The following is a 20,128-nucleotide window of genomic DNA, read 5'->3' as shown; positions in this document are numbered from 1 at the left end:
GAATCATGAAGAAAATACTATTTGTCCTTGCAGGATTATTGCTCGGACTTTCGGCCAGTCAGGCGCAGGAGCGCTACAGCAGTGGTGGCCATAACAGTAAGCCTAAAAATAATGCTTCGGGTTTCGATCCGCAACGCATTGTCATCGGTGGTGGCTTATCTCTGGGCTTTGCCAACAGCACTTTTATGGCGGGCATTTCCCCTATGGTAGGCTATAAACTGACCAATAATCTGTTGGCTGGTGTAAGCCTGGGCTATCTCTACTACAGAGACGGGCAGTACAAACAGTATTACAACACCACAACAAACCGTTACGAAACGTCTGCACTACAGTCATCTATGGTATCTCCTGGAGCCTGGGTCAGATATAACGTTTTTAATCAGTTTTTTGTGCAGGTGCAATATGAGCATCACTTCTCCAGCACCCGCTGGACTGATGCGGCACGGGTAGCCGGCGGATCGGGCAAGGAAAAGGTTAGCATCAGGTATGATCTTCCTTCTCTGCTTGTGGGTGCCGGGTACAGACTGCCTGTATCTGAGCGCATCAGTATGTACATAGGATTGTACTACGATGTACTGCAAAACCAGACGACTAAAACAGTAACCTCTTCCAACGGATGGTACCAGGGAACTGTTGCCAGTCCGTACTACGGATCGATACAACCGGTTATCGGGTTTGGTATCGGCTTCTAATTTATTTTACCTATATAAAAGCGTACCAGACATATGGTACGCTTTTCATTTACCTTTTTGTTTATACACAAATGAACGCAACTTTACTTCTGCTGATCATTCTGGCCTACTTTGCACTGCTGTTGGGTGTTTCCTTTTATACAGCACGCAATTCTAACAACGAATCGTTTTTTATCGGTAACCGCAACAGTAACTGGATGCTGGTTGCCTTCGGTATGATCGGTACCAGCCTGAGTGGTGTTACTTTTATTTCGGTACCGGGCACGGTGGGCAAAATGACTTCGGGCATGTATCCCTATGGTGGCTTTGAGTACTATATGATGGTGATTGGTTTCTTCATCGGGTACTTTATCGTAGCGGCAGTACTGCTCCCGCTTTATTACCGGATGAACCTGACATCGATCTACACTTATCTCGGCAAACGGTTTAATGTGGAAGCACACAAGATCGGTTCTATTTTCTTCATTATATCCCGTAGCATCGGTGCAACAGCGCGACTGTACCTGGTGGTCAATGTGCTGCAGATCTTCCTGCTGGAGCCGCTGGGTGTACCATTCTGGGTTACTTCGCTGGTACTGCTGCTGATGGTGCTTTTATACACCTTTGAAGGCGGGGTGAAGACGATTGTTATTACTGATACCCTGCAGACTTCTTTCATGATCATCAGTCTTATTGCCTGTATTATTTATATCCTGCACTCCCTGGATCTGTCTGCCGGTGAGGCTTTCGGTCAATTGCAGGAAAAGGCGTATACCCGCGTACTGAACCTGGACATGAACGCCAAAACATATTTCCTGAAAACGATCCTCGGGGGTATGTTCATTACCATTACGATGACCGGGCTGGACCAGGAGATGATGCAAAAAAACATCTCGGTTAATAACCTGCGCAATGCCAAGAAGAATATGCTCAGTTTTGCCGGCATTTTGCTGATCGTGAATCTTGCGTTCCTCTTCCTGGGTGGTTTACTTTATTTATATGCACAGCAGCAAGGCGGACATTATATCGACAAAGGATTTGTCTTGGGCTCCGGCGGAGCCAGTGTAATGGGAGATGACCTGTTCCCGGCACTATCCCTGCAAGGTCACTTCCCTATGATCATTTCGGTTATTTTCATCATTGGGCTGATCTCGGCACTCTTTCCTTCTGCAGATGGCGCCTTAACGGCGGTAACCAGCTCTTATTGTGTAGATCTGCTGAAGCTTAATGAAGATACTTCTAAAACAGAAAGTCAGAAAAAGAAGTTAAGGATCCGTATCCACCTGATTTTTACCGTACTCTTCTTTGTCCTGATCATGATCTTTAAAGCAATCAACAATAAGTCGATTGTATACCTCATCATGGAGGTCGCAGGCTATACCTACGGACCCTTACTGGGCTTATTTGCTTTCGGTATATTTACCAAAAGGCAGATCGACCGCAAGTATGCTATTCTAACGGTAACGCTGCTGGCTCCTGTGCTGACTTATATCATCAATGCACTTGTTTCGGCTTATAGTCATTACGCCATCGGTGTCGAACTGATTATTATTAATGGCCTGATTACTTTCCTGGGCTTGCTGATCGTAAGCCATAAGGCTAATCTGCCCATCAAAACAGCATAAAAAGCTTATCATAGTAAGAAGGGGACTCATATTGAGTCCCCTTCTTTATTTCGGCCAACGAACCTGGTAAGGATAGGTTTCGTAAATAGCATTATCTTCATTTATCGTATATCCATTCTTCGCATCTTCTACAGCCTTGTTGTATAGCTTTTCCACCTTCTCAGCCGGGGCGCCCTGCCTTTTAAGACATATAGCACGGTAGTATGCCGCATCCGGAAAATTAGGGTACAAGCGCAGGGCCTCATTAAAATGTTTTAGGGCCTCATCCATATTACCCAATTCAAATTGTGCAATACCCCAGTAAAACAGGCCCAGGTGGTGTACGCGGTCTTTACCGCGTTTGACTTCCTGCTCTTCTGTATAGGCGCGCAGCAGCACTTCTGCCTCTGCAAAGCGATTTAGCTGCAGCTGACTGATGGCTATATAAAAGGCATAGGAATGATCCATAACATAGCCATTTCCATATTCAGCAATACAGGCTTCCAGGTCTGCAATGGCTCCGGCATAATTCTTCTGAAATATGCACTTGATAAAACCCCTGTAAGGAAGCCACCGCTCCCGGTCATAATGTACTGCTTTATCGAGATAACCCATACCTACCTCATATTTACGACATTTGAAATATGGCATGGCTTTCTGCTGCCATAGATATGCAATCGTACTATCCTGTGCAAGGCCCTTATCCAGGCAATCCTGCCAGGCGCGCATATTGGTGTTATAATTGTACTGCTGTGCACAATTAAGCGCCTCTTGCTGTATCTTTTCCTGTCTGGAGTCCTGTGCGGTGGCTACCAATGGGGCTACCATTAAGAATACTGCTGATAAAGTAATACATTTCATGAGCATAGCGGGTTTGTATATAAAAGAATACCCCTTCCTGAACGGAAGGGGTATTTATATGGTAAAGATGTTGCCACCTTAGTCTTATCTACGTTTTTTTGACGCTTTGAAAGAGTTTCCAGAAGGAGCATCTAAGATAGTGCTTCCTAATCTGTCCATGATACAACGGAAACCTGTAGTAGCAGTTGGTTGATTTGCTTGTTGGAAACGTCTTGTACCAGGGCTTAACCAGTAGTAGTTATCGCTCCATGAACCACCTTTGATTACACGGCTATCGTTGTTGATCAAGCTTTGTCTGCCATAGTCATAACGGTATTGGCCTTCATTTTCCAGAACATCTCTGTTATCTGCTTTCTTGTAATCTCTGTTGTATTGACCAGCTAAGTCAGTAGAATCGATATCAACTCTTACTTCGCGACCTAAGCTATCTTTTTCAGTGATAGTATAATCGCTTTCGATTTTTCTCTTAGTGAATTTATCACCACCTACAACCGGACGATAATCGCTAAAGTCTTGTAAAGAAGTTGCACGGTAAACATCCATACACCACTCATTTACGTTACCCGCCATGTTATATAAACCGTTAGCATTCGGTAAGTATTTATGTACATCAGCAGGACCGAAAGAGTTATCGTTCAGACCGCCGGTAACACCACCGTAGTCTCCGCTTTTGCGTTTGAAGTTAGCCAGCATTTCACCTTTCTGAGCATTTTTCTCCTGGTATCTTACTGAACGGATATCACCCCATGTGTTGGATTGACGATCTGTAAAAGCTTCTTCACCACGGCTGCGTTTGCTGCGAGGAGAAGGGTTGTTTGCGATTGCACCCAGTGCAGCAAATTCCCACTCTGCTTCTGTTGGCAGACGGTAGTTAGGCAGTAACATACCATCAGCATAGTTGGTTGGTCTTGAACCGGAACCTGTAGGATCCAGATCTCTTTGCTTGGTACGTCCTTGAGAACCCAGGTACTGACCGTTTACGTATGTTTCAGAAGTAAATACATCTTCATTCACCTGGTTAGGGTTTTTCTTCAGCAATCCGTTTTTCATCAGGATTTGCTCGTTCACCCTGTCAGAACGCCATTTAGCATAATCGTTAGCCTGATCCCAGGTAACGCCTACTACAGGATACTGATCGTATGCAGCGTGATTGAAGTAGTATTGAACGTAAGGCTCGTTGTATGATAAAGAAGAGCGCCAAACTGTTTCGTCTGGTTTAGCAGCATCTACCACATCCGGATAATCGGCACCATAAGCACGTTGTAACCAGTAAATATATTCACGGTAGTGTACGTTTGCTACTTCGGTTTCATCCATGTAGAAAGAAGAAACAGTTACTCTGCGTGGAGTGTTGTTTTTTGTATAATACAGATCTTCATCCGTTTGTCCCATTACAAAGCTACCACCTTCGATAAATACTAATCCGGGACCGGTTTGCATACCCTTGTAATTCTGCGCAGCAGAAAAACCACCCAAACGAGAGTCATTGTAGTTCCAGCCCGTTTTTTCGGAAACTCCTCTTCCTTTATTAGAAGAACATGATGTCAATACTGTAGCGAAACCTACACTTAGCAAACTAATACCAAATAGTGCTCTTTTCATCTGTTATTAATGTTTATTTTACATTGTTTCGATAAAAAATATACCGAAAAGCGATACAATAATATAACTTTCTTTTAGAAATGCAAAGCCTTTGCTAATATTTTCTAAATTTTTTTTAAAATTCCCAACTGTGCCAACAGACGCTCTGTCAACGCCTCACAATATTAATGATTATGGAACAAAAAAACGATAAATAACCTAAATTATTTATCGTTTTCCAGTGTTTTCCAAACGATTATTTGATCTCTTATCGTTAACGTCTGAAACCTCTGTCCATATTTCCACCGCCTCTTGAAGGAGCACTGTTGCCGGATGAGCGTTCCGGGGCTGAGCGTTGCATTGAAGGAGCAGGTCTTGATTCAAATTGCTGACGTTGTGGTGCCGGTGCAGCTTGCTGGCGTTGCGGCATTGACTGCGGAGCGCGTTCATAGCTTCTTGATGGCGCAGGCTGACTCATACGCTGAGGTGCCGGAGCCTGCTGTTGCTGTTGCATACGCACTTCTCTTGAACGGTCAATACGGTTATTATTGTTATTGTCCATCATTCGGTTTGGTGCCTGCTGCGGTTGTGGCTGCTGCATACGCACCTCTCTTGAACGATCGATACGATTATTATTGTTATCCATCATCCTGTTCGGAGCCGGTGCAGGAGTAGGTGTTACACTACGGTTAGGTGCCGGAGCATCTGTTCTGCGTTGATAGCCGCCATTATTCATCTGTGGATCAGGACGGTTGCCACGATCATAACTATTTGTATTACCTGGTGTACGTACACCATTATTATTATTGTTTCTTATCGGGTTTTGTGTTCCTTGTCCGGGATTAGCACGGTCGCCTCTGTTAATGGTTTTAACATTACGGGTATCAATACTTCTTGCATTGGTACTGCGCACAACGTTATTCACATTAGGACGATACATTTCGATATTTCCACCTCTTACATAACTACGCCCTCCGCCATTACGATCAGACAGGTTGTATACCGTAACGGATCTGCGTACAGAACGCTCTACATCGCCACGGCTTGGTCCTACAATGTAATTTCTGCCGCCGTAGTTGTTATAGTTGTTGATAACGGTAGTATTGTTATAGATATTATAAACATTACCACGGTTATAATAACGATTGTAGCCTCCTGTGTAATAAATATTACCCATCGGAACGAATGTCCACCAGTTCATAGGAGCATTGAAGCCGAATGACATGCTGATAGAAACACCAGGACCTAAAGGAGCCCAGCCATAATATCCGCCACCGCTACGCCAGTTTACCCATGCCGGTCCCCATTCATTGCCCGGAATCCAGATCCAGCCATAATAGGAGTCATACGTCCATCTTCCGTAGTGGAAGGCGGCCCATCCCCAGGAGTAATTACTCATCCAGGTATTACCGTACTGGGTCATAGCCCAATAACCGTTAGTCTGATATGGGGAGAAATCACGACCTACGCGCGGGCTCCACACCATACCGTACTGCGGATCACTGAACCATTGTCCGTGAGGGGCAAGGTCATTATAGAAGGCCATATAGTCATTGTTATAACTATTGTACCCATTGTTATTATAATTATCGTCCTGGTAACCACCCTGGTTATAACCATTGTTATACCCGTTGTTGTTGTTATTATATCCGTTATTATAATTGTTGTTATAATTATAGTCCTCGTTATATTGGGCGCTCGCCTTAGTACCGGTTCCGATCAAAGCTGCCATTCCCAGGGCAGTGCCTAAAGCCAGTGTTCTGTATTTTTGAAGTATGTTTCTCATCGTTTAGTATTTATACAAGTTTTTGCAAATCAATTATGATACATAGACGTGTATTGTGTTAACAGGTTTAGTCAGATGGATATAATAATTCGTTAATGAACTGTTTTTAAAAAATGCGAAAGGGGTACCTTACCGGCACCCCTTTACTATTAAAGCTTAATCACTTGACTTAATCGATAAATCCACGGTTGCGTAACAATGGTTTGATATCTGCTTTATGCCCGGTGAAGTTTTTAAAGGCATCGTTCAGGTCTATGGTATTACCTACAGATAAAATATACTGACGGAAGCGGTCACCGTTAGCACGGGTTAGTCCGCCATTGGCTTTAAACCAGTCGTAAGCATCATTATCCAGGATCTCTGACCAGATATAGGCGTAGTAACCTGCAGAATATCCATTACCCCAGATATGCAGGAAATACGGTGAATGGTAGCGAGGAGGCACTTCAGACACCAGCAGGCCTACATGCTCCAGTGCTTTACGTTCAAATTCATTGGCACTGGTTACCTGGCTTTCATCAGTAATACTGTGCCATTCCAGATCCAGTGCTGCTGCAGCAGCCAGCTCGGTCATATTATATCCCTGGTTGAACGTAGCTGCTTTTTTCATTTTAGCAACCAGTGCTTCCGGAATTGGTTGTTTGGTCTGGTAATGGAGTGCATAATTTTTCAATACGCTTGGCTCCAGTGCCCAATGTTCGTTGATCTGAGAAGGGAACTCTACAAAGTCTCTCGCCACGGAAGTTCCGGACAGAGATACATATTTCTGGCTGGCAAACAGTCCGTGAATAGAGTGTCCGAACTCATGGAACATAGTGGTCACATCATCATAACTGATCAGAGAAGGACGACCGGGAGCCGGCTTCTGATAGTTGAATACATTTACAATAACCGGTTTCTGTCCCAGCACATAAGACTGATCTACATAATTGCTCATCCATGCACCACCAGATTTATTATCGCGGGTGTAGAAGTCCAGGTAATAAATCGCAATGGATTTACCATCTCTGTCAAACACTTCATAAGCCACTACATCAGGATGGTATACCGGAATATCGGAGCGTTTTTTGAAGGTAACACCATACAATTTTTCAGCCGCAAAGAATACACCTTTCTCCAGGACTGTAGTTACTTCAAAGTAAGGCTTAATCTCACTTTCATCCAGGTCATACTGTGCTTTACGCAATTGCTCTGCATAGAAGTTCCAGTCCCAAGGCTCCAGTTTGAATCCGCCTTTCTGCTGATCGATCAGTTCCTGCAATGCCTGTGCTTCTTTACGGGCTTTCGCTACCGCAGGAGTGGCAATCTGTTTCAGCATTTCTTCTGCCGCTTCAGGAGTTTTGGCCATTTGATCCTGCAGTTTCCAGGCAGCATAGTTTGGTTTACCCATCAGCTTTGCCTTCTGCAAACGCAGTTTTGCGATCTGTTCAATCAGGCTGCGGGTATCATTCGCATCACCTTTCTCTGCGCGGGTCCATGAGGCTTTATAAAGCTTTTCGCGGGTAGCGCGGTTTTTAAGATTTTGCAGTAATGGTTGTTGTGTTGTATTCTGCAGGGCTAATAAGTACTTACCTTCTTTACCCGCTGCTTTTGCATCATTCTGTGCTGCCTCCAGCTCTTCTGCACTCAGGCCATCCAGTTCTGATGCCTGGTCAAAAAATACACCTCCTGCCTTACGGGCTGCAAGGAGTTTTGACGTGTAACTGGCGATCAGACCGGCTTCCTGTTCATTCAGTTTTTTCATTTGCTCTTTGGCAGTAGCAGAAAGATTAGCACCGGCCATAGTGAACTGCTCATAATAATACTCCAGCAGTTTTTTATCTTCAGTATCCAGCCCCAGCGAAAAGCGGTTGCCGTACAGTTTGCTGATGCGTGCAAACAATGCCTCGTTCAGGTAGATACCATCTTTATGTGCAGAGAATTTTGGAGCATACTCCTGTTCCAGTGCCTGAATTTCAGGACTGGTATTGGCGCTGGTAAAGTTGTAGAATACACTCAAAGCACGCTTGTATACCGCTCCGCTTAACTCCAGTGCCAGTATCGTATTTTTAAAAGTTGGTGCTTCTTTATCAGCCGCTATTTTAGCGATTTCTTCATTCTGCATTTTCATTCCCAGATCAAATGCAGGTTTGAAATGTTCTGTTTTGATTTTATCAAACTGTGGTGCCTGATATTGTAAAGGGCTCTTTGCAAAAAACGGATTATTCATAGCTTTATAGTCGGCCGTCTGGCTCTTTTTAGCAGTATTACAACCGGCTGCAGCTCCGGCCGCAGCGATGCATACCAATATTTGAGTAGTATTCATTATTCGATTTTTTTAGGCCATAAAGTTACGGCTTCCCTGATAATAATTTTGCCGCACAGATGTCGAATTGTTTAAATAAAAAAAACATACTATTCATTGCACTTTAACAATCATGGTATATAAAAGCCTTTGCCACTCCAAAAAAAGCTTCTATATTTGGGGCTCAAAAAAATTATTTAAACAGAAAAAGCATGAAAAAAATCTTTACAAGCCTTGCATTATTAGGTGCATTCGTTACAGGCGCAAACGCACAACAAAAAGACATCGATCTGGGCGTAAGATACTTACATCCAGTAACTAACCAAACATTTGCTAACCTGGCTAACGGAGATACTCTGTTATTAGCTATCGAAGTAAGCAACAATGGTACTGAGGCAATCGAAGTAACTGATACCCTGACTTCTTTCATTGATATCGGATTCTTAGGTTTAAGCACAACAATCACTTCTGTTTCTTATCCTCCTGCAAACATTCCTGCTGGTCAGAAAGATACATTCACTTTACCATTAATCAAATCTACAAACACTCCTATTCCAAACGATGCTAAAATCTGTACTTGGATTTCTATCTTCGGATTTGATCAGGATTTAGCTGTATTTAATGATGGTGGTTTCGATTTAGCTGCTTTCAATGCTGCTACAACTGTTGCTGATTTAAAAGCAGCTTTCTCTGGTAACAACATCAACGCAGCAAACAATATCGTTATCGGTAGCGGTGCTACTGATAAATGTGGTACTACAGGTATCGTTGATATCATCAAAGACAAACATTTCAAAGAAGCTCTGGTTGTTTATCCTAACCCAGCAAGCAATAACGTAAACTTTGATTACAACTTCAAGAAAAGCGCAACTGCTACTGTAAGAGTATTAGACATCACTGGTCGTGAAGTATATACACAATCTTACGGTAAACAAAACGTTGGTAAACAATCTTTCAACGTGAATATCTCTTCTTTACCTAACGGTACTTACTCTATCGAGTTAGTTACAGAAGAAAACAAAGCAGTTAGCAAATTCAACATCGCTAAATAAGCTTAACCGTTAATACCTCATTAAAAGGATCGTCAATTGACGATCCTTTTTTATTTCTATGTAGCTTTATGTTTTTACTTCTGTATTTAAAACAATCATGATCCGTATTACTGAATGGTGCATTGAGGCTATGGGCTGGGCCTCTTCAAAATGGAAAACGGGAACTATAAATTTTCTATCCGGCGTAAAAGAAGCAGAACAAGAGGATCATAAATTTTAAGATTTTCTATAACATGTTATTTAAGAATATGGTCTACTTTCGTAAAAGACCAAAACCAATGTTATGAATAATCGCAAAATCTGGCTTATTGGTGGCCTGGGGGCTGTAGTCGGAGGCTTACTGCTCTATAATAATGTAAAGGCTCAAAAACCTGCAAAAGCCCAACCGGTTACTAACTTCAATAAAGAAAAATACCTGGGCAAATGGTATGAGATTGCCCGCTTTGACTATCGTTTCGAAAAAAACATGAATAATGTCACTGCAGAGTACAGCCTTCGTGATGATGGAAAAATAAGGGTATTTAATCGAGGGTATGATACGACTGCAGGCAAGTTCAAGTCTTCGACCGGCAAAGCAAAGTTCCGTGAAGATGATAAAACGGCAGCGTTGAAAGTATCATTCTTCGGTCCTTTCTATTCGGGTTATAACGTAATAGCCATAGACAAGGACTATCAATACGCGCTTGTTGCCGGTGAGAGCCTGGATTATCTCTGGATCTTATCCCGTACACCATCTATACCGGAAAATATCAAACAGCAATATCTGAAGCTAGCCGGAAGCATTGGTTATATGACCGAAGACCTGATCTGGGTAGAACATAATTAAAAAGAGCGTACCAATATGGTACGCTCTTTTTAATTACTGATTATACTGTTATGCTTCGTTTAAGGCCTGCCACAGCACATCTTTCAACTGCATTACCCCTTGCTGGGCTACAGAAGAGAAGAATAAGTGCGGTATATGCTCCGGCAGTTCTTTAGCAATCTCTTTTTTCAGTTCATCATCCAGCATATCGCTTTTACTGATGGCGATGATCATCTTCTTGTGCAACAGTTCCGGATTATATTTTTCCAGTTCGTTATACAGGATCTCAAATTCTTTACGATGATTGTCGCTATCGGCCGGTATCAGGAACAATAATACGGAGTTACGCTCGATATGGCGCAGGAATCGATGGCCCAGACCTTTACCTTCTGCGGCACCTTCAATAATTCCCGGCAGATCGGCCATACAGAAAGATAAGTGATCTCTGTACGGAACAATACCCAGGTTAGGGGTAAGTGTAGTAAATGCATAGTTCGCTACCTTAGGTCTTGCTTCCGAGATCGTCGACAATAAAGTAGACTTACCAGCATTTGGGAATCCTACAAGACCTACATCTGCCAATACTTTCAGCTCAAGGTATTTATACCCTTCTACACCCATTTCACCCGGTTGTGCATACTCCGGTGTCTGGTTTGTTGCGGACTTAAAATTAGAGTTACCCAAGCCTCCACGACCACCTCTTACCCAGATCACTTCCTGACCATGCTCCAGGATTTCGGCTTCTATCTCACCAGTCTCTGCATCTTTTGCAATGGTACCTAAAGGCACTTCTATGATAATGTCTTTACCTTGTTTTCCGCTGCTGTTATTACCACTACCATTCTCACCGTTCTCCGCCAGTACATTTTTATAATAACGCAGGTGCAGCAATGTCCAGAGCTGGCTGTTCCCTCTCAGAATAATGTGCGCACCACGACCTCCGTCACCTCCGTCAGGACCGGCTTTCGCATTAAATTTAGTCCGCATAAAGTGCATACTACCGGCGCCTCCCTTTCCGGAACGGCAAAAGATCCGGATGTAATCAACAAAATTCGCTTTTTCCATAATCACCCAATTTCAACAATAAAGCCTTCTGTCTCAGAAGGCTTTATTGAGTTCTTTTTGCAAAGATGCTATATTATTTTTAATTCCCGGTTATATTACCGTAATTCTTGCTTTATTCTTGTGGTAAAATGAACTTTTCTACCTGGTTGCGCAAAAGACCGAAGATCTCTTCGATAGTACCGACACCTTTGATACGCTCCAGTTTACCCTGAGTCTCGTAGTAGTTCGCTACCGGTTCTGTTTTGGCTTTATATTCTGCAATACGTTTCTGAATTACTTCTTCATTATCGTCGCTGCGGCCAGACACCTCGCCTCTCAATACCAGGCGTTGCTTCAGTTCTTCCTCAGGTACTTCCAGAGACAATAATACAGAGATGTTTGTCTTTTTCAGTGCCAGCAGGTTATCTAATGCCTCTGCCTGTGCAGTTGTACGCGGGAATCCGTCAAAAATGAAACCTCTTGTATTAGGGTGTTCGTCCAGTTTGGAACCGATCATGCCGATCACTACTGCATCCGGAACGAGCTGCCCTGCATCCATAAATTTCTTTGCCTCTAAACCCAGGTTTGTTTCACGGCTGATTTCGTCTCTCAGCAGATCGCCGGTAGACAGGTGCTGCAAACCGTACGTTTGGATCAGATTGGTAGATTGTGTGCCTTTTCCGCTTCCGGGAGGACCAAAGAGAATAAGATTGAACATATATGTACTGTTTTTAACGATGCGGTGACAAATTTACGTAAATATGCTTAAACACCCAAAGCTAGCCCCTGTTACCGATTCCGAAATAGGTGAATCCCTCCTTAGCCAGCTGCACATCATCATAGATATTACGACCGTCGAAGATCACTGCAGTCTTCAGGGTTTCTTTGATTTTGTCCCAGTTCGGCAGTCGGAATTCATTCCACTCTGTAACGAGTGCTATGGCATCTGCCTCCTCAACTGTTTCATACACATCATTACAGAAATGTACTTTATCATTATCACCCAGCAAATGTTTGGCTTCTGCAACAGCTACCGGATCAAATGCCCTTACCCTGGCTCCAGCCCGGGTCAATGCTTCGATCAGTACCAGCGATGGTGCTTCACGCATATCGTCAGTATTCGGCTTGAAGGCTAAACCCCAAACGGCGATTGTCCTTCCGGCCAGCTGATGATCAAAATAGCGGGATATTTTTTCAAACAATACCGTTTTCTGGTCTTCATTAATGGCTTCTACCGATTCCAGTAAACGCATAGGTTTATTATGTTCCAGACCAATCTGGATCAGTGCCTTTACATCTTTCGGGAAACAGGAACCTCCATAACCCACACCGGCATACAGAAACTTCTTGCCAATGCGCGGATCGGTACCGATTCCGTTACGAACATGATTAATATTTGCCCCCACCAGCTCACAGAGATTTGCCACATCATTCATAAAAGAAATGCGGGTGGCCAGCATAGCATTAGCAGCATACTTGGTCATCTCTGCAGATGGAATATCCATATACAGGATACGGTAACCGTTTAACAGGAAAGGTTTGTAAATCGTATCGATCACTTCTTTGGCACGATCACTGTCTATACCTACCACAATACGATCAGGACTCATAAAGTCCTTTATCGCTGCGCCCTCTTTAAGAAATTCAGGATTGGATGCTACATCAAAATCGATCTGAGCACCTCTTGCCTGAAGCTGGTCCGAAATGGCTTTGCGTACTTTATGCGAAGAACCAACCGGTACGGTACTCTTGGTAATCACCAGTACATAATCTTCAATACTGCTGCCGATGTCTGAGGCTACCTGCAATACATATTTCATGTCGGCACTGCCATCCTCTCCCGGAGGAGTTCCTACACAGATAAAGATCGCATCGGCACCTTTGATATGTGCTGCCAGGTCTGTACTGAAGGTCAGCCTTCCTCTCTCGAAATTATTTTTTACAATAACATCCAGCCCGGGTTCATATATAGGCAATATGCCTTTCTTAAGATTTTCTGTTTTTTGTACATCTATATCAATGCAGCACACTTCTACCCCCACATCTGCCAAACAGGCTCCAGTCACTAATCCTACGTATCCGGTTCCGACTACGATAACTTTCATTAAGATAAAATTTGCGTAAAAATAAAGGTTTTTAACGGCATTTTTCTACCCTACAGTTCCAATAAATAAGTATAATTCAGGTAATGCGTTTTGTACTCTTTACCGTTGTGTATACCATTGTCCACTTTGGTAGGTGTAGACAGTTCCAGCAGATAGTTTCCTTTCAGTCCTTTAGGCAATACCAGCTTACCGTCTTTGTCGGTTTGTACCTGTATACCGTCTTTATTACCCACCTGCTCCAGGTTTACAGTTTCTCCGGCATGTGGCTTACCATCTTTCAAAACGATAATGGCATTACTTTTTTGTGCATTGGGCAACACCACCTGGTAGCGGCCTTTTCCAACAATAGCCTGCTGCTTGCCTTTCACCGAAATATATGTACCAGCAGTATAGGTGATTTTCATGTCTTTAAATACATCTTTCACCTCATGATCCAGCCAGAAAGTATATACACCTTCCTGATCCGGTGTGAAGTTGGCAAAATAGAATGTAGAATCCTGGTTTTTGTTCAGCTCCGTAACTTTGCCATCCGGGGCTGTCATCATCAGTTTATAGTCTTTCAGGTCTGAAAACCATTTTGCTGTTTTAGTAGGTTTTCCATCGCTGTACTCACCAAAGAATATTTTAACCTGCTGTTCTTTTCCTACCTGTCCTTTATTAGATGCTTCTATCCAGATGGTATGTGCATGGGCAAAGAGTTGCGTGATCACTAAAAGCAACGTAATGGCTAAAGATCTGAAGTTCATTGTTATAATTTTTAAATTGTTGAGCTGCAAAATTAATCAATGAACCAGCCAATCGTGCCGCAAGTGACCATTGTCATTATATTTTGACAATCAGCAATTTACAACCTATTCTAAACGCACCTTAATCTCCTTCAATACTTCTTGCGTATTCGTCTGCAGGCGTATGGTATAATCTCCTGAAGGATAATCGATCGTTTCAAAAGAAGCATTCAGGTCGTAGCGACCTTTGATAAAATCCTTTCCGGTAAAATAAGAGGCGACACGTTCGTTTTTATCATTGTAGATACTCAATGATAATTTTTCCGGCGCACTTAAGGTCCATTGGAGATTGGCCACCAGTTTCAATGTTTTATCCGGGCGCACTGCGGCTCCCTGAATGGCGTTAATTTCTTTTACGGTAAAGTACTGCGGTGCGTCGAGGCCAAGCAGCTGTCCCATATACGCTACCAGCTTACGTGATAATTCAGGATTATTGTAATCATACACATCGCTCAGGCTGTGCTTATTGGTCAATACCCAAACGGCATGCTGGGCCATATCATTACTCACCGAATTGGCCTTTACAAATGCCAGTACTTTGCCCATGTTGCTGCTGCCTGTACTTTCGAAGTGGTAGAGATGGCCGGCCACCGGTGCCTGATCATCACTTTCTCCGCAATAGGTCTGTAACTCCAGGATACGGGGTTTGCCGGCATTTATGGCCAGCAGCTCTGTGCCCCCGATAATCAGGTTTTGGTTTTCGGCATTTTCGGGTCGCATAATAATAGCGGAATCCATTACCAGCAGGAGATTCTCCCGGGTAATGTTCTCAATGGTAATGCGCAGGCCTTTGCCATTGTAAGGCTCTTTTGTACTGATACCTTTCAGGGTTATCTTTTGCTCTTTCAGCGCAGTGCTGAGCAGTATTTTTTCCATGCGCTGCTCCTTAGCCCAGATGCTTGTATGCTGCAACAGCATCATTATACAGATATAAATAAGCCCCTTTTTCATAAAACAGTGTGATTAATTACCGGTAAGGTATAGAATATATCAGATATTTCTTAATAACTAAAACGAAAAGGGAGCAGATTTTTCGTATCTGCTCCCTTTATAATTTTTTATGGCTTGTTCTTTTTAGAAGAAAACACCTAAACGTAAAGCGAAATTATTGAATCGTACGTTACCGTCTTTAAAGGTACTGTTCACGTTAATCTTATTGTTCGCATTATCATACAGTTCATAGTTCTGCGGACTGGTTGCATCCGGCAGGAAACCGTTGTTGAAAAAGATTCCTACATAACCCGCCACTTTATTGGTAAACGGGATTTCGGCACCGATACCTATATTCATAGACAGCATTGCTGGAGCAACTGCTGTACTGAAGGTAGCAGAAGAGGTCAACTTATCTTTCTCTTTAGAAATAGCCTGTATCTTACTGTCTGAATCGTAATAATCCAGGTCGTAAGATGCTTTCTTGGCTACGTTTATACCCAATGTCAGCCCTACCTGTCCGAAGAAGCGCATATTACCCACCGGATCAGTTCTCAGTTTAATACCTACCGGGATCTCCATATAGGCCATATTGTACTGGAATGAGGCTTTCTGAATAGTATTGGCTTCTGCAACAGAGCTTACGCGCTGCATAGACATTTTACCACCACCATTAGTCATCTGCAGACCGGTTACGATTGCATAGTTATCTTCAAAGTAGTACTCTGCCATCAGACCATAGGTAAAACCAACCTTGGAACCATCATTGGCAATATTGTAGTTTTTATTATCGTCAGATTTTGATGTTGCGCGCATCCATGCCATCGTAGGGGCAACATATGCACCAAAGCGCACCTTTTTGGTATCAATACCATAGTCTCCGGAGCGCTGGTAAGGGGCTTCCTGTGCATGTATGGCAGGTGCTGCTGCAATAAGGGATGTGAGTAGAAATGCAATTTTTCTCATAAAACAGATATTATTTACTGGCAAAAATAGAGTTTAGCATGCTAAGAATGAATTTATTATATGAAATTAACAGGCTATTCAAAAAATAAGGACCGCAAATATTGCATTGCGGCCCTTGTTATGTGCTCCGGTTCTGTATTTCACTAATGACCGGGAGTGATGTTGAAGTTTACATTCAGGTCATTGTTACCACCTGCATTCTGATAGTTAGGGCTATTGTATGCCTGTGCATCAGGATGTGTTTTGTCCAGACCATGACGCAGCAATACCTGCAGGTTAAATGTGGTATGGCCATCTATTTCAATCTTGCCATCCAGCCCTATGCCATCATTATACACATAGCTTCCGACACCGGTAGAAGGGTTGGCGAAGAAGAAGAATTTATGTTCCGCAGCATCATCAATAATCTCCTGGTTGATGTTTTCTCCGCTTGCAAAAAGATTGATGAGCATTCTGTATTGCTGATGGCTTTCCAGATCAAGGTTTGAAGGACTGGCTACCCCGCTGGCATTGAATCCTACAGTGGTTGTATCTGTGGTTTCACTACCATTTGTATCCAGTTTGATAAAGCTGATTTTAATGGCATCATATTCTTCATTCTGGTTATTTGGTTTCGGATCATTCTTCTTACAGGATGCGAAGGTGATAACGGCCAGTAAAGCGATTGCGGTTCCTATTTTTATAATATTATTTTTCATTTTTTAATTTGATTTTTGAATGATTGGTTTAAAATTTATATGCCACACGCAGCTCCACACTTCTGCCCAGATCATGCGCATAGTAGCGGAAGCGGTTCATATAGTCTTTGTATAATTGATTGGTCAGGTTATTAACACTGACATCCACATTAAGTGTTTGCTTGCCTACAGGCCATTCCAGCCCTGCACGCAGATTGATCAGCTGATACCCTTTTGGTGGTGCCTCATAATCACTGTTGGCTTCATAACGCGTCTGCCTTGCGACGGCAACATGCTCCAGTTCTGCATATACAGGTCCCGGTTTGGACATATGTGGTATAACGTAACGAATACTATGGGTAATCCGGTCTGAAGGTATAAAAGGCAAGTACTGATCATTGCTGATATCCCTGGCTCTTATGATACTCCCTTTCAGGCTATAAATCCATTGTGTACTGAAGTCGTATTTCGCAGTCAGATCCAGTCCGGTAAAGAGTGCATTGGTACTTTTATAATTAAATACCGGAAAGGCTCCTCTCAGACTTTGAAAATAAGTGAGCGAGGGATTAAGGTATATATAATTATCGAAGTAATGAACATATGCATCCAGCTCCACTGAAAAGTTTTTGCGGGTATTCTGGAAGGCAATGGTATTCATCCATTTTACACTCTGCTCTGCGCGCAGGCTGCTGTCGCCCAGTTCATACTGCGCTGCACCATGGTGCAGGCCGGTACTGTACAGCTCATTGACCGTAGGCGGACGCCAGGCTGTTGCTGCATTGGTAGACAGCCTCCAGCGATTGTCCGGTATATAGCTGGCACCTATTGAGGCGCTTATATTCTGATAATGATGGGTGCCACCATAGAGGTGATTAGAGGCATCATAGCCGGCTGCATTCAATAACTGGTAGTCATATCGCAGACCTCCCTCCAGGGTAAATGATTCTCCCAGGTAGCGGGCCAGTGCATAAGCACCCAGGTTACGGGTATCATAGTTAGGGATCAGGGGTACGGTGTACAGGTCTGGCTGATTATTATTTACCGCCATGCTGCCGTTCAGCCCTACATTTCCCCTCCACTTTTTACCATTGCTATACGCTGCATCAAGGTTCAGCTCCTGATAATATAATTGCAGGTCCACAGAAGGTATGCCCGTTCTGCCTCCGCGGCGGATATCATATTCCTGGCGGCGGTCGTACTGCAGACTATATTGTGCATCCATACTCCATTGTTCATTGAGATGGTAATGGGCTTTCAGCTTAGCCAGGTCATGCTGCACTATTTGTCTTGGTGCATCTATAGTATAATAAAAGCTGCCATCATCAAAAGGTCTGCCATTGGCAATGCGTGCTTTCAGATCGGTCGTATCGCCGATATGCGAACCTTTAAATATTCCGATTTCGCTGCGGTAATGACTGTAATAGCCTTCCATGCTCCATTTATGCACACTGTAGCCCAGTGCAGCAGAGTAATTCAGCTCCTTAGTACCGGTATTATCCAGGTAATAATCAGGGGTCTTGTAGTTACCTCCCTGCGATACGCTGGATTGCAGACGCCAGGCCCAGTTCTGGCTATTACCCAGCGCTCCGTTAAGCATCAGCCCGCCGGTTCCCCTCTGCCCGTTACTTACACCGATCAGATTAGCGGTACCATGAATCCCTGGAAAGTGATAGGGCAATGGTTCCGGGTTAACGACCAGCACACCACCTATCGCATCACGTCCGTAACGTACCGCTTCCGCACCTTTGACAACGGTAATACTGCCTGCATTCATGCCATCAATTTCCGGAGCATGCTCTGCTCCCCATTGCTGGCCTTCCTGCCGCACACCATTATTAAGGATCAGGATACGATTGCCACTCATTCCATTTATCACCGGCTTGGCAATAGATGCACCTGTCTGTAACATGGTTACCCCGGCCACAGAACTGGCCATGGCGGCAATGTTATTGCCTTTGAGGCGGCGCAGCTCGGTGCCGGACAGGGTAGCCTGTGCATTCTGCGTAGCCACCTCCATCTTATGCCCCACAACCTGTACCTCTTTCAGGTCTTTGGCTGCAGGAGACATGTCCAGATATACGGTATCGCCATTGCTGATTACAATAGTCTCGTCTATCGCCTTATATCCCTCCAGGGTAATGTGGAGGTGTGCGTTACTTTGCGGACACATCCCGTTCAGGATAGCCACTCCGCTTTCGTCAGATTGTATGACCTGTCTGTCTGTACGTACCTCTGCGGCAATTAGGGGTTCCTGTGTATTTTTATCCCGGAGCACCAATGGTACTGCCAGGCTACACTTTACCTTCTGTGCATTACCCGTATTGGGTGTAAAGCACAGAGGAAGCAACATAACAGCATAGCTGATATGTTTACTGCTGATGGGTAACATATACTTGTAAAATAAATCGTCTGAATAAATAAGCTTTCATGAGGTATCATAACCCCAGATCATTCCAATCTGTAACAGATCAGAATACTAAGCCTGTACACGAAAATCAGGCCAGGGCAGGAGGCCCTCTCAGACGGAAAGAGTAGTGTTCATTATCGAACCAAACGCTATAGGTGCGCTCCAGATAAGAGACATAACGTTTTATTTCCCATATATCGAAATGATAACTGGTCTCTGCCTTGATGAAATGAGGCAGCATCTGGGTCAGGTAATCACAGTGATGGTGATACTGCTCAAATGCCAGACCGGAAGCATCACGACCACAGTTGTCTCCATCGTTATGGATATGGTCTATGGTTTCGTGATGGTGCTCAAACGTATGGGCATACTCCTGGAGGCTGGCGTAAAAACAGACTACCAGGCCCAGCACAAATGCCAGAAATGTATGGAACATTTTTTTGAACATACGAAGCGCAGTGCAAAACTACATTATTCACTGGGAATAGAAATGAGAAAAATTCGTTATTTCCGGCCAATTGACATTCCCTATATGTGAATAATTAAAATTAAATCCCAAATTCTAAATAT

18 protein-coding genes are annotated in these 20,128 nt (G+C 43.6%); 5 read left to right on the top strand and 13 right to left on the bottom strand.

Features of this window, described 5'->3' with window-relative positions:
* Positions 1-5 precede the first annotated feature (5 nt).
* Positions 6-692, top strand: a complete 687-nt coding sequence (locus tag FTD44_RS08260) for a hypothetical protein (protein WP_222165999.1) — start codon at positions 6-8, stop codon at positions 690-692.
* 71 nt (positions 693-763) lie between these two features.
* Positions 764-2,296 carry a sodium:solute symporter gene (locus FTD44_RS08255; protein WP_222165998.1) on the top strand — a complete coding sequence of 511 codons (1,533 nt, stop codon included), beginning with the start codon at positions 764-766 and terminating at the stop codon, positions 2,294-2,296.
* A gap of 45 nt (positions 2,297-2,341) precedes the next feature.
* Here the strand turns inward: FTD44_RS08255 and FTD44_RS08250 are convergent, their stop codons facing one another.
* The 4 genes from FTD44_RS08250 to FTD44_RS08235 form a co-directional block, all read right to left on the bottom strand.
* Positions 2,342-3,136: a tetratricopeptide repeat protein gene (locus FTD44_RS08250; protein WP_222165997.1), complete on the bottom strand. Its 795-nt coding sequence runs from the start codon at positions 3,134-3,136 to the stop codon at positions 2,342-2,344.
* An 84-nt stretch (positions 3,137-3,220) separates the two neighbouring features.
* The gene (locus FTD44_RS08245) at positions 3,221-4,738 is read right to left on the bottom strand and encodes an SUMF1/EgtB/PvdO family nonheme iron enzyme (RefSeq protein ID WP_222165996.1); all 1,518 of its coding nucleotides are present in this window, start codon (positions 4,736-4,738) and stop codon (positions 3,221-3,223) included.
* A gap of 253 nt (positions 4,739-4,991) precedes the next feature.
* Complete coding sequence (locus tag FTD44_RS08240; protein WP_222165995.1) at positions 4,992-6,503, bottom strand: DUF6600 domain-containing protein; 1,512 nt, start codon at positions 6,501-6,503, stop codon at positions 4,992-4,994.
* 169 nt (positions 6,504-6,672) lie between these two features.
* Positions 6,673-8,808, bottom strand: a complete 2,136-nt coding sequence (locus tag FTD44_RS08235) for a M3 family metallopeptidase (protein WP_222165994.1) — start codon at positions 8,806-8,808, stop codon at positions 6,673-6,675.
* A 191-nt stretch (positions 8,809-8,999) separates the two neighbouring features.
* Between FTD44_RS08235 and FTD44_RS08230 the strand changes: the two genes are divergently transcribed.
* From FTD44_RS08230 to FTD44_RS08225, 3 genes are all read left to right on the top strand, one after another.
* A complete protein-coding gene (locus FTD44_RS08230; RefSeq protein WP_222165993.1) occupies positions 9,000-9,839 on the top strand; it encodes a T9SS type A sorting domain-containing protein in 840 nt (279 codons plus the stop codon).
* Positions 9,840-9,936: 97 nt separating this feature from the next.
* Complete coding sequence (locus FTD44_RS16140; protein WP_262901664.1) at positions 9,937-10,059, top strand: hypothetical protein; 123 nt, start codon at positions 9,937-9,939, stop codon at positions 10,057-10,059.
* A gap of 63 nt (positions 10,060-10,122) precedes the next feature.
* The gene (locus FTD44_RS08225) at positions 10,123-10,665 is read left to right on the top strand and encodes a lipocalin family protein (RefSeq protein WP_222165992.1); all 543 of its coding nucleotides are present in this window, start codon (positions 10,123-10,125) and stop codon (positions 10,663-10,665) included.
* A 48-nt stretch (positions 10,666-10,713) separates the two neighbouring features.
* Here FTD44_RS08225 and obgE read toward each other — a convergent pair whose 3' ends face one another.
* From obgE to FTD44_RS08180, 9 genes are all read right to left on the bottom strand, one after another.
* Positions 10,714-11,709 (bottom strand): GTPase ObgE, encoded by a 996-nt coding sequence (obgE, locus tag FTD44_RS08220; RefSeq protein WP_222165991.1) that lies wholly within the window; start codon positions 11,707-11,709, stop codon positions 10,714-10,716.
* 112 nt (positions 11,710-11,821) lie between these two features.
* Positions 11,822-12,406 (bottom strand): adenylate kinase, encoded by a 585-nt coding sequence (locus FTD44_RS08215; protein WP_129020523.1) that lies wholly within the window; start codon positions 12,404-12,406, stop codon positions 11,822-11,824.
* Positions 12,407-12,467: 61 nt separating this feature from the next.
* Positions 12,468-13,793, bottom strand: a complete 1,326-nt coding sequence (locus FTD44_RS08210; protein WP_222165990.1) for a UDP-glucose dehydrogenase family protein — start codon at positions 13,791-13,793, stop codon at positions 12,468-12,470.
* Between the two features lie 50 nt (positions 13,794-13,843).
* A complete protein-coding gene (locus tag FTD44_RS08205) occupies positions 13,844-14,539 on the bottom strand; it encodes a DUF4198 domain-containing protein (RefSeq protein ID WP_222165989.1) in 696 nt (231 codons plus the stop codon).
* 105 nt (positions 14,540-14,644) lie between these two features.
* Positions 14,645-15,529 carry a hypothetical protein gene (locus tag FTD44_RS08200; protein ID WP_222165988.1) on the bottom strand — a complete coding sequence of 295 codons (885 nt, stop codon included), beginning with the start codon at positions 15,527-15,529 and terminating at the stop codon, positions 14,645-14,647.
* Positions 15,530-15,652: 123 nt separating this feature from the next.
* Positions 15,653-16,474 (bottom strand): porin family protein, encoded by an 822-nt coding sequence (locus tag FTD44_RS08195; protein ID WP_222165987.1) that lies wholly within the window; start codon positions 16,472-16,474, stop codon positions 15,653-15,655.
* Between the two features lie 143 nt (positions 16,475-16,617).
* Positions 16,618-17,172 carry a hypothetical protein gene (locus tag FTD44_RS08190; RefSeq protein WP_129020518.1) on the bottom strand — a complete coding sequence of 185 codons (555 nt, stop codon included), beginning with the start codon at positions 17,170-17,172 and terminating at the stop codon, positions 16,618-16,620.
* A 28-nt stretch (positions 17,173-17,200) separates the two neighbouring features.
* Positions 17,201-19,540: a TonB-dependent receptor gene (locus tag FTD44_RS08185; RefSeq protein WP_222165986.1), complete on the bottom strand. Its 2,340-nt coding sequence runs from the start codon at positions 19,538-19,540 to the stop codon at positions 17,201-17,203.
* A gap of 106 nt (positions 19,541-19,646) precedes the next feature.
* On the bottom strand, positions 19,647-19,994 hold the full coding sequence (locus tag FTD44_RS08180) for a hypothetical protein (RefSeq protein WP_222165985.1): 348 nt from the start codon (positions 19,992-19,994) through the stop codon (positions 19,647-19,649).
* Between the last annotated feature and the right edge of the window lie 134 nt (positions 19,995-20,128).

The sequence above is a fragment of the Edaphocola aurantiacus genome (assembly GCF_019797745.1).
Taxonomy (GTDB): domain Bacteria; phylum Bacteroidota; class Bacteroidia; order Chitinophagales; family Chitinophagaceae; genus Edaphocola; species Edaphocola aurantiacus.
Note: the sequence above shows the minus strand (reverse complement) of the source record. Positions and strands in the feature narration are given on the sequence as shown.